The sequence below is a fragment of the uncultured Tessaracoccus sp. genome (genome assembly GCF_947255005.1).
Classification (GTDB): domain Bacteria; phylum Actinomycetota; class Actinomycetes; order Propionibacteriales; family Propionibacteriaceae; genus Arachnia.
Genome location: NZ_CAMYFI010000072.1, coordinates 1 through 10,027, shown reverse-complemented (window position 1 = coordinate 10,027; position 10,027 = coordinate 1). Strand labels below are relative to the sequence as shown.

At 69.2% G+C, this 10,027-nt stretch carries 9 protein-coding genes, 1 pseudogene and 1 riboswitch; all 10 genes and pseudogenes read right to left on the bottom strand.

Features of this window, described 5'->3' with window-relative positions; genetic code table 11:
* Nucleotides 1-2,020 (bottom strand): annotated as a pseudogene (locus Q0X61_RS11485) (hypothetical protein); the annotation flags it as partial.
* An 80-nt stretch (nucleotides 2,021-2,100) separates the two neighbouring features.
* A riboswitch (cobalamin riboswitch) is annotated at nucleotides 2,101-2,225 on the bottom strand.
* Nucleotides 2,226-2,256: 31 nt separating this feature from the next.
* Nucleotides 2,257-2,919 carry a hypothetical protein gene (locus Q0X61_RS11480; protein WP_297742776.1) on the bottom strand — a complete coding sequence of 221 codons (663 nt, stop codon included), beginning with the start codon at nucleotides 2,917-2,919 and terminating at the stop codon, nucleotides 2,257-2,259.
* Nucleotides 2,916-3,851: a VWA domain-containing protein gene (locus Q0X61_RS11475; RefSeq protein WP_297742774.1), complete on the bottom strand. Its 936-nt coding sequence runs from the start codon at nucleotides 3,849-3,851 to the stop codon at nucleotides 2,916-2,918. The genes Q0X61_RS11480 and Q0X61_RS11475 overlap by 4 nt, the downstream gene beginning before the upstream one ends.
* Nucleotides 3,848-4,810, bottom strand: a complete 963-nt coding sequence (locus Q0X61_RS11470; RefSeq protein ID WP_297742772.1) for a VWA domain-containing protein — start codon at nucleotides 4,808-4,810, stop codon at nucleotides 3,848-3,850. Before Q0X61_RS11470 ends, Q0X61_RS11475 begins: the two co-directional genes overlap by 4 nt.
* The gene (locus tag Q0X61_RS11465) at nucleotides 4,801-5,268 is read right to left on the bottom strand and encodes a hypothetical protein (protein WP_297742771.1); all 468 of its coding nucleotides are present in this window, start codon (nucleotides 5,266-5,268) and stop codon (nucleotides 4,801-4,803) included. Before Q0X61_RS11465 ends, Q0X61_RS11470 begins: the two co-directional genes overlap by 10 nt.
* Nucleotides 5,258-6,136 (bottom strand): DUF58 domain-containing protein, encoded by an 879-nt coding sequence (locus Q0X61_RS11460; RefSeq protein WP_297742769.1) that lies wholly within the window; start codon nucleotides 6,134-6,136, stop codon nucleotides 5,258-5,260. Before Q0X61_RS11460 ends, Q0X61_RS11465 begins: the two co-directional genes overlap by 11 nt.
* 1 nt (nucleotide 6,137) lies before the next feature.
* Nucleotides 6,138-7,124 (bottom strand): MoxR family ATPase, encoded by a 987-nt coding sequence (locus Q0X61_RS11455; RefSeq protein WP_297742767.1) that lies wholly within the window; start codon nucleotides 7,122-7,124, stop codon nucleotides 6,138-6,140.
* On the bottom strand, nucleotides 7,102-8,019 hold the full coding sequence (locus Q0X61_RS11450; protein ID WP_297742765.1) for a hypothetical protein: 918 nt from the start codon (nucleotides 8,017-8,019) through the stop codon (nucleotides 7,102-7,104). The genes Q0X61_RS11455 and Q0X61_RS11450 overlap by 23 nt, the downstream gene beginning before the upstream one ends.
* Nucleotides 8,016-9,104, bottom strand: coding sequence for an ATP-binding cassette domain-containing protein (locus tag Q0X61_RS11445; RefSeq protein WP_297742763.1), 1,089 nt, complete (start codon nucleotides 9,102-9,104; stop codon nucleotides 8,016-8,018). The genes Q0X61_RS11450 and Q0X61_RS11445 overlap by 4 nt, the downstream gene beginning before the upstream one ends.
* Nucleotides 9,097-9,855 carry a hypothetical protein gene (locus Q0X61_RS11440; protein WP_297742762.1) on the bottom strand — a complete coding sequence of 253 codons (759 nt, stop codon included), beginning with the start codon at nucleotides 9,853-9,855 and terminating at the stop codon, nucleotides 9,097-9,099. The genes Q0X61_RS11445 and Q0X61_RS11440 overlap by 8 nt, the downstream gene beginning before the upstream one ends.
* Between the last annotated feature and the right edge of the window lie 172 nt (nucleotides 9,856-10,027).

Genomic DNA, 10,027 nt, shown 5'->3' with positions numbered 1-10,027 from the left:
GCTTCACCTCCGTCCACACTCGCGCGTTGCTTGCGCCCCGAGCGGTGCCCCACACATAGGTGGTGGCTCCGACGCTCGCACGCCCGGCGGAAGATGCGGTGACGGAAGCGACGCGGCGCTGCTCAACCGTCGGCGTGTACTCGATGTCACCGACAGCATGCTGGACAGCAACGCGCCAGCTCAAGGTGCCGGCGTTGTGTTGGCCGTAGGTGAGGGGGATGGAGTAGCCGCCGTTGGCGTTGGTGGTGCGTTCTTGGGACTTGACCCATGCGCCGTTGGGCAGCTTCACCTCCGTCCACACTCTGAGGGGTTTATCGGTGTCGACGCTGCCCCAGATGAACGCGGGTTCACCGACAGCCTTCACCTCGGCAGCGGCAGCGGTAGCCGGTTTCCGTGGCTCAGGTTCGGGCTCCGGCGTGGGCTCAGGCTCTGGCGTTGGCTCAGGTTCGGGCTCTGGTGTTGGCTTGGGCCCCGGCGTTGGGAGCGAGTCGAGCGCCAACTGGGTGCGCGGGTAGGGGTTGGTGTCGGCGCTGGCGCTTAGCGAGAACGACCAACCTTCCCAGTCGCCGGGGTTCGGGTCGCTGTTTATGATGCCGAAGTTGGAGTAATCCCACGTCTTGCCTTCATCGAAGGACTGCCAGTATGCCCAGTAGGCCCCAGCAGGTGGAGTGTCGAGGCATTCCTCGACGTAGTTCTCATAGCCCGTCAGGGTCATCTTCTCGTCAGGAGCCGGGCGGTTATTGATGCGACAGACGAAGCTGTTGCCCCACCCTTCAACACCGTGCATGGTGAACCCGGCGCCGCGCAGCGCTTCGAGGCCGTTTGCCGGGTCGCCCTCCACGCAGCGGATCTCGGGCTTGCCGCCCAAGCCCTGGTAGTCAACCACGATCGTCACACCCGAATCTGCGGGCGTACAGGGACCCGCGTAGTTCGCAGGCTTCGGCTGGGGCTTTGGTGTTGGCGTCGGCTTCGGCTGGGGCTTTGGTGTTGGCGTCGGCTTGGGCGTGGGCTTTGGCGTCGGCTCCGGCTCCGGCGCAGCGTTGAAGTTGATGGGCTTCACCTGCGTGCTCTTGACGGTGCCATAACCCTTGCCCGCGGGGGCAAACATGGCCTGGGTGGTGGCCATGATATTGCTCTTGGTGCCATCTGGCACATTCGACCACGCGCCGGTGCCGGTCTTCTTCTGCTGGTCGACGAGGTACGCGACGGGCGACTCGATGTTTTCGCCGGCCTCAGCGAGGGCGCCGGCGAGGATGCCGGTGCTGTTCGCCGACGAGTACGTCGCCCAGTAGATGTTGCCGTTGGCGTCGGTCTTCTGGTTGGCCGGGTTCTGTGCCCAATCGATGGCGGAGTCGATGGAATTGTTGATGGCCTTGCGCTGTCTTGCAGGCACCTTGCTGTCCCGCGACAACAGATTCATCGCCATGATGCCGATGCCGGTGTAGTCGGGGTCGGCGTTGAACTGGCCGTTGGAGGTGAACCCGAAGGCGCCGTCTTGCTGGTTGGCGAGCATGTTGTCGATGACGCTTTGTGGCACCTGTTCGCCTGCCCGCGAGAGCGCGATGGCAATCAGGTAGGGAGCCCAGAAATCCTTGGCGTTCTGCGAGTTCTCGTTCGCGTAGCCCACCAGCTCAGCGACGAGGTCGCGCCCAGGCAGGAACGTGCGGGGGTCTTGGTTGGACGCGAGCAGCGTGATGATGACCTTCGCCTGCCCGGACGGGTTGGGTTTTGCATCCGGGGTACCGACGTAGCTCGGCGTCTTCTCATGCAGCGCTCGGAGCATCGACTCGACGACGTCGGGATGAGCTTCTGCAGCGCTCAGGGCGAGGATACCGTCGGCGATCGTGCCGGCGGCAGCGTACTGGCCAGGTTTCTCTTTCCAGGTGGTGGCGAGCCAATCGGCTGCCTGTGTGACGGATTCTTGCTTCGCGTCCGCATGTGCGGGGGTGGTGCCTAGTGCGCCGATGGCGAGCATGAGTGCCATCAGTAGCGCCAGGACGCGGTTTCGCTGCAGGGTCATGCGCGACTCCTTGTAGGAAACGGTCCTCACGGTTGGGAGCTGTTTCAACAAGAAATCGCTCCACCGCAGACCTCGACGGTGTTTACAACATGACCACGGGCGGGCATTCCGGCTTGGAGCGTCGCTCATCACGGCTGCGGGTCAGCTGTGGGCTCGCACCACATTCCCCCGGTTCCATGGTCGAGCCGAAGCTTACACCAGCAGTTGTGGGCACCGCTCGCGCAATCCCCCTCCGGCTACCAGGTACGCTCGCCCTCGCCACCGGCACGGGGATCAGGCTTCTGCTCATTGCGTTGCCGCTCTTGCTGCGCCTGCTCGGCGCGTTCGTCGATCTGCTGCTCACGCTCGGTGCCGTCTGCGGACGACCCGTCGGATGGCCGCCGCGTGCTTTGCCCAGCCTTCCCTGCCAACCGCTGTTGACCCTGCAACTTCTGCGACTGCCCGGATTGCCCGCTTGCCGTGCGCTGCTGCTCGTCGCAGGCGGCGCTAGCCAGCACCAGCAGCGCGCTTTGGTAGCGAGCCGTGGCGCTGTCTGGATCGTCCTGCCGACGGAGCGCGTCGGCTGAGCGTTCTAACGCCTGCGACCAATTGAGCCGGATCATGCAATCGTGTTCGACGGGAGCCCGCAGCGCCGCCAGCTCGAAGTCGCTCGCCGCCGCATCCCACCGCTCCTGCTCGTAGCGGGCGACACCGCGGTTGAACGGCGCCTTCCAGCTCTCGACGGGCAACGGCACCGCACGCGTGTAGTGGCGCTCGGCATCCAGGAGGCGGCCCTGCTGCATCGCCTGGCCGCCGAGCCACATCGACACCTGCCACGTGAGCAGCATCACCCCCGCGCCCCCGATGAGCACCGCGACGAGCGCCGGCCACACCAGCCAACCTAGACGTGAACGCTTCACAGCTCCTCCTTCGCGCCCCGCACCCGACGCGCGGCCACGGCCAAGTCTGCGCACCACAGCGTCGCGGCCCCGACGGCGAGCCACCAGGCGAGCGTGGTGTCACGGTGGGCCGCCTCCGACACGGCGGCGCCGGCCGCAGGCGCCCAACCCTCCAACGCTCCGGGTGCGGTGCGGTGCTGGTATGAGCCTCCAGTCTGCTGCGCAATCGCCTCCAGCGCCTCCTCGTCGATTTTCGACTTCGCAGGCACGCCGTCGCGTGTGACGAGCTTGTCAGTGCCAACATGCATCGCCATCACGCCGCCTGCGGAGGTGCCGTATCCCAGCACGAGGGAGTCGTCGATGAGCCCGCGAAGCGGTGCGAAGGATGCGGGGTTGTGCTGGGAGATTTGCTCGCCGTCGCCCAGGTACACGAAGTAGCGACGCACGCCCGGGCGTTCAGCCGCCGAATCCTGCAGGAGTTGCTTCGCCAGCGGCAGCCCGGCGGCGATGTCGGAGCCGGTGCCCAGGCCCTCCTCGCGCCAACCCATCGTGCGGGAGAGCGTGACGACGGCGGCGCCGTCGGTGGTCCAGGGAGCGGCCACACGCGCCTCGTTGTCTGAAGTCACGACGGTGTACCTCGCTCCCGGCATGGTGCGAACGAGCGTTTCGACGTCGGCGGCGACCCCCTCCATGCGGGGGCGGTTGCCGTCGTAGTCTTGTGCGGCCATTGAGGTGGTGCGGTCGACGAGTAGCACCATGTCTATGCCAGTCGGGGCCTCTTCGGTGGCGTCGCGTTCGAAGCCTGGCTGGAGCGCCACCCCGACCAGGAGCACGAGCGCCGCAATGCGCAGCCAGGTGTGGAGGTCACGCCACATCCGTCGCTGCCACCACAGCACGGCCACCAGCGCGACAGCGACGAGCGCCAGCGCGGCGGGTTGCACGTCGAACGTCATGCCCCAGCCCTCCTTCGCGCGACGGCGGCCCCCGCCGCCCCGAGGCACAGCAGCGCCATGCCCGGCCACAAGAGAGGTTTGGCGTCGGTGCGGGACGGCCCTTCCAGCTCGCGAGCCTGGGTGCGCTCAACCGCGTCGACGATGCTCTCCAGCGGCGCGTTGGGTTCGAGGGCGAGCGTGTCGCCGCCAGTCAACTTCAGTGTTTGAGTCAAGGCCTGGGTGGCGGCGACTTGGTTGTCGTTCGGGACGATGCCGAACACGAGCGTGCCCTGATTAGCTGCCCGCCCCGCCGCCTCCTCGAGCGTGAACAGGCTCTTGCCCGAGGTCTGGTTGTCCGTGGCGAACACGACTGTGCGCGAGCGGCTCGGATCGGTGGTGTCGAAGCGCTGCAGGCAGCTCACGAGCCCGTCGCCGATGAGCGAGGTGCCGAGGTCGCCGATCTGCGTGCCGCGAACCGGCCCTGCGCCCACCTCGCGCGACGCGGCGTCGAGCTGCTCCGCGACGTAGGCGGCGTCGTCGGTGAGGGGAAAGAAGGTGACCGCGGAGGCGTCGAACATCACCAGCGCGATGCGCTCCCCGTCGAGGCGTTCCGCCAGCTGCTTGTAGGCGCCCAGCACGTCCTGCACCACCGACGACATCGTCGCCGACGTGTCCAGGCACAGCACGACATCGCGGTTGCTGCGCTGAGACGGCAGCTGGCGTTCGTCGACGGGCCGCGCCACCGTGAGCGCCGCCCCGCCCACCGCGACGGCCACCGCGAGCAGCTCCACCGTGAGCCACCGCACACGCCGCCGGGCCGCGTCGCGGTACTGCGGTAATGCGCGCAGCCTGGCGCCCGCGCTGAACAGCAGCGCGTCTCCCGTCGCTTCCCGACGACGCGGCCACCACCAGGCCGCCAACCCCACCAGTACCGCGGCAACCAGCACCGCCACACCCCACCACGGCTGAGTCAACGCCATGCGCGAATCACCTCCCTCGCCTGCTCCGCGCGCGCGGCCACGTCGAAGCCGTCGCCAGGCGAGGCGGAAAAGCTCACCTCTTGCAGGTCCGATACCAGCGCCGCGACGGGAGCCAGTCGCCGGTCACGCTCCGCCGCCGCAGCGAGCTGACTTGCGGGTTCATAGTCAGCGTTCCCGCCGGAGGCCACACCGACGAAACGCCGCACCGTCCGGCTGAGCGCCTGGGCGGCATCCTTGGGGCGCTCCAGGAGCGCATCGGCGCCCACCTGCTCCAGCGCCGACTCCCGCAACCGCTCCAGCGACGTGTCCACATCCGGTGGCGACGGTCGCAGCGCGCGCCAACGCCACACACCAACGGCGAGCACCGCGAGCGCTAGGACGAGGGCCCCGACGGCGAGCAGCCACCACCACCTTGAGGCGGCCACGACAGGTTCGATGGGGGGCAGTTCAAGCAGCACGACGCACACTCCTCAACCAGGAAAGTAGTTGCGGCACGACGGGGAGGTCGGGGGTGAGGGTCACCGTCGGGATGGCGAGCCTCGACAGCGCCTGGCTCCGACCCCTCGCGCGGTCTGCCACGTCGGCTCGCCACGCGGCTGCCAGCGCTGGGTCGTCGAGCAGCGCGCGCGGGAGTTCGCGTCCAGCGATGAGGTCGTGCACTGGGCGAGTGATGCGCTCATCGGTGGGGTCAACGTCGGGCACCGCCACGTGCACCACCGCGTGCTGCACGGCGAGGCGGCGCAGATGCAGCTCGAGGTTGGCGTCGACGTCGATGTCGCCCGTGATGACCGCGACGATGCCCCGGCGCCGAATGGAGGTGCCGGTGCGTTCCAGGAGCACCGGGAGCTCACCGTCGGGGGAAGTGGGTGAGCAGGCACCCTCCGCCTGCGTGAGCATGCGTTCCACCCGCACGGCCCTGGTGCTCGGGCGCGCTGCCACTGCGCCAGCAGCCCCCCAGTGCAGCACGCCGACGTAGTCGCCGCCGGCCAGCGCGAGGCTCGCGAGCGTCGCGGCGGCGTCGAGCATGAGCTCGCGTTTGACCGTCGACGGGCCGGCCATCGCCGCCATAGACTGCCCCGTGGCGAGCGCGACGAGCAGCGTCGTGCGGCGCTCGGCCACATGGCGTTGCACCAGCAGCTCGCCCTGCCGCGCGGACGCCTTCCAGTCGATGTCGGCGACGTCATCGCCGCGCACGTACTCCCGCACGTCGTGGAACTCCAGCGAGCGCCCCGCGTGCACCGACGGGTGGGCGCCGTCGAACCACCCGCTCACCTTGCCTCGGGTAGCGAGCAGCACTTCGGTGCGCACACGAGTGAGTCGGGCCATGTTACGGGGCCGTCACCGCGTTGAACACTGCGTCGACGATCTCGTCGACTGGCACTTGCTCCGCCATCGCCTCGAAGGTCAGAGCGATGCGGTGGCGCAAAATCGCGTGCCGCATCGCGGTGATGTCGTCGGGGGTGACGTGTGACCTGCCCTGCAGCAGCGCGTGCGCGCGGGCGATCTGCAGGAACGCGATCGACGCTCGCGGGCTGGCGCCGTACTCGATCCACCGCGCCGTGTCGGATTGCAGGAAGTCCGCCGGGTGGCGAGTGACGTTCACCAGCTCAACGATGTAGCGTTCGATGGTCTCCTCGACGTGCACCTGCCGCGTGATGGAACGCAACCGCCGCACATCGTCGATGGATGCTACCGCGGGGGCAGGCTGCTCGAACACGCCGGAGCGAACGCGACGGAGCACCTCCACCTCGGCGTCCGCGGCGGGATAGTCGATGACTTCCTTGACGAGGAAACGGTCCATCTGTGCCTGGGGCAGCACGTAGGTGCCCTCTTCCTCGATGGGGTTTTGGGTGGCCATCACGACGAACGGGTCCGGCAGCTCGTGCGTGACGCCGCCGATGGAGGTCTGCTTCTCCTGCATGGCTTCGAGCATGGCCGACTGCGTTTTCGCCGACGAGCGGTTGATCTCGTCCAGCAGCACGAAGTGGGCGTGCACGGGGCCGAGCTCGGTGTGGAATTTCGCCTCCGACGGGTCGAACACCTCGGTGCCGATGATGTCGCTCGGCAGCAGGTCTGGGGTGCACTGGATGCGCGCGAAGCTCGCATCCACCGAGCGCGCGAGGGTGGACGCGGCCAGGGTTTTCGCCAAGCCGGGCACGGATTCAACGAGGATGTGCCCTTCCCCCAGCAGGGTGGCCAGCAGCGCCACGCGCAGCTTCTCCTGGCCGACGACGACGGCGTCGAAGTACTCGGTCAGGGCGCCGAGCCGGTCGGTGGCCCACTCCAGGTCGTCAGGGTTGAGCTGATCGTTCATCGTCGGTCTCCTTCGGTTGCCAGAGGGTAGAGAGGTGGTCGCTACGTTCGCGACGTTGGATGGCCGCCGCGTCGATGCGCTGCGGTGGTGGCTTGATGGGAGTGGTGCTGGGGACGGGATCGCCGACGGTGGCGCGCAGGCCCCGGATCACGGGGAAGCCGACGATGAAGGCGAGCACCGCGGTGGTGATTCCGCGGGCGGTATCGACGGCGAACGACGTGGTGAGGGAGTAGTCGACGAGCCTGGTGAGGGATTCCCACGGCCCGGCGCCCAGCAGAAATCCGCCGGCAGGGGCGCCCGCGTCGCCCACCCATCCCGCGGTGTTCAGCAGCACACCGGAGATGGGGCCGAGCAGCGTGCCGACGATCACACACCCAATCCACGCCGCGCGTGCCCCCGAGTTGCGGAACAAGCCGCCCACAAGCCCAAACAAGCCCCAGACGAGGGTTTGCGCCACCAAGTGTTCCGTGTACAGCCCGAGCAGCGCCGACGAGCCCAGGCACGCGAGCGCCCCGGTGAGGAACCCTGCCGGGCTGCCCAGCGCCGCGCCCGCGAGTAAGGGCAGCACGAACGCCGGCTCCACGCCGGAGGTGCCAGGCGACAGGAGGAAGCGCACCAGCGTTGCCGCCGTCGCCACCAATACCACCGGTGCGAATACCTCGACGCGGCGCCCCGCGTCGCGCCACAGCGCCCAGCCGAGCACGAGCAGCAGACCACCAAGGGCGCTGATGAGGCTCGGCATCAGCGCTCGGGCGGTGGCCGCGTCGGGGGCGGTCCATGACCCCCACACCGGCCAACCCACCCACGCCAACGCGAGGGTGACGAGCACCGCCGTCGCGATGCGTGCGCGAGGCCCGCTGATGGGCGCCGCGTCGCGCCACGTCGTGGAACTCATGCCGCCCACCCCTCTTCGGCCAGCGCCGCGACGGCGTTCGGCGCGCCCTGGGCGACGATGGCGCCGCCCTCGATCACGACGATCTCGTGGCATGCGGCGCGCAGGAAGTTTTCGTCGCGCCCGGTGACGATGCGCACGCCCGGATTCTCGCCGGACAGTCGGGCGATGAGCTCGCGGCGCGCGACGGCATCGAGGCCAGCCTGCGCGTGCGGGAGCCAGAGCGGGCGCTTCGTGGCGAGCGCATCGGGGCTGAGCGGCGTGCCAGAAGGCAGCACGTCGCCGCCGAGATGCCCGACGAGGCGGCGTGCCACGGGTTCTGGGCGGGCGTCGCGGCAGACGATGCCGAGGCAGACGCCTGCGGAGATGTCGATGGGATTGCCCGTCAGGCCGAGCGCGGTGGGTTCGACGACGCTCGACGATGCCCGGCTGCGGAAGGTGGGGCGGTGGGGGGCATCGTCGGGTGTGATGCGTGGGTCAGGCAGGGTGGCGGGCACCCACTCGTCGACGGGGCAGGCGGCGAGCACCTGGCCGTGGCCGAGTTCGAGCACGTGCGAGGCGTGGGTGAGCAGGGTGGGGAGGTCGTGGTCGGCCCAACACACGGCAGCACCGAGCCCTGCGCGGCGGACCAACTCGTCGCCGAACTCCTGACGGATGCGGGCGGGCGCGGCGGTGAGCTGCGCATCGACGAGCACCGTATCGGCGGGAGTGGCCTGGTGGAGTGCGGCCAGCAGCAGCCCTGCGCGCACGTCGGGAGGCGTGGAGGTGGTGCGGTGATCGAGGTGATGTTCGGCGCCGTAGCGGGTGACATCGAACTCGGCCCCGCGCGCGAAGGCGCCGAGGAAGTCTGCCACCCCGACCGGCGGCAGGTCGGCGACGTGCAGGAGGCTGCCGTGACGGCGGATACGGCCCCGCAGCAGCGCCCCGTGCGGGAGACGGTTGCTCGCGGCGCGCAGCAGCGTCGACGCGCCCGCACCCGAGCGCCCCACCACCGCCCAGATCTCGCCAGGCTCCGGGGCGAACTGTACGTCGTCGAGCACGACGCCTTGGCCTGGCAGCCAGGTGCTCAGGCCGTCGAACTTAAGCATGCGCAGCCTCCCTGCGAGGGGTTCCGAGGGCGACGGCGACGGGCAGCAGGAGTGCCGCAACCGCAACCCCGACAACTCCGATACGCGGCGCAAACACCACGGCGGCAACCCACGCGACGGCGGCGAGCCCCTGCCAGAGGTCTGCGCGGTGGGGGCGGAGGAGCAGCTTGGGGGTGACCCCAGGGAGATCCCGGGCGACATCACGCGTGGCGCCTAGCCACACGTCGAGGGAGGGCCTCAGGTGTCGGCCCCGTGCTTGACGCCGCGAGGACGCGACCTCCGCGCAAGCCTCCCCGCAGGAGGCGAGCCAGCCGAAGGCGGGCGCGAGGGGGCCGGTGAGCCGTGCCAGCGACAGCCAGCCGCGGGCGCTCACGAGCTGCCCGGCAACCCCGATGGCGAGCACCACCGCGCTCGCAGCGAGCGCATTCGTTATACCTCGCTCCAACGAGTCGGTGGTGACAGCGCCTCCCAAGCGCACGCCCGGGCCGAACGTGTGCTCGGGCAGTGAGAACACGACGTCGCCGGAGCCCGTCGGCACCAGCAGCGTCCAGCCCGCCCACACCAACGCCGCCGCGAGCGCGCCGACGCAGGCGAATCCGAAGCTCGCCACCCTGGGGCCGCGCACCAGGAAGCCCGTGAGGAGCAGCGCGACCACGAAGGAGGCCAACATCAGCGGATGCGTGAAGCGCAAGGCCGCAGCCACCGTCGCGCCGAGCAGCGCCAGCCAGATGAGGGGATGGGAGTCAGTCACGGCGCCTCCTCACCGTGTCGGCTGCAAGCATGGCCGCGACGAAGATTGCTGACGCGCCCGCGATGCTGAAGCCGACCACCTGGACTGCCGTCGTCGGGTGTGCGGCCAGCGCCGCCGTACCATCGAGCGCGTCGCCCACCGGGGGCGGGGCTGTCTCTTATACACATCTCCG

What these genes read in the sequence shown, in the direction of transcription:
- Q0X61_RS11445 (WP_297742763.1), bottom strand. Translation starts at nt 9,104, where the DNA reads ATGCTTAAGTTCGACGGCCTGAGCACCTGGCTGCCAGGCCAAGGCGTC.
- Q0X61_RS11450 (WP_297742765.1), bottom strand. Translation starts at nt 8,019, where the DNA reads ATGAGTTCCACGACGTGGCGCGACGCGGCGCCCATCAGCGGGCCTCGC.
- Q0X61_RS11460 (WP_297742769.1), bottom strand. Translation starts at nt 6,136, where the DNA reads ATGGCCCGACTCACTCGTGTGCGCACCGAAGTGCTGCTCGCTACCCGA.
- Q0X61_RS11475 (WP_297742774.1), bottom strand. Translation starts at nt 3,851, where the DNA reads ATGACGTTCGACGTGCAACCCGCCGCGCTGGCGCTCGTCGCTGTCGCG.
- Q0X61_RS11470 (WP_297742772.1), bottom strand. Translation starts at nt 4,810, where the DNA reads ATGGCGTTGACTCAGCCGTGGTGGGGTGTGGCGGTGCTGGTTGCCGCG.
- Q0X61_RS11455 (WP_297742767.1), bottom strand. Translation starts at nt 7,124, where the DNA reads ATGAACGATCAGCTCAACCCTGACGACCTGGAGTGGGCCACCGACCGG.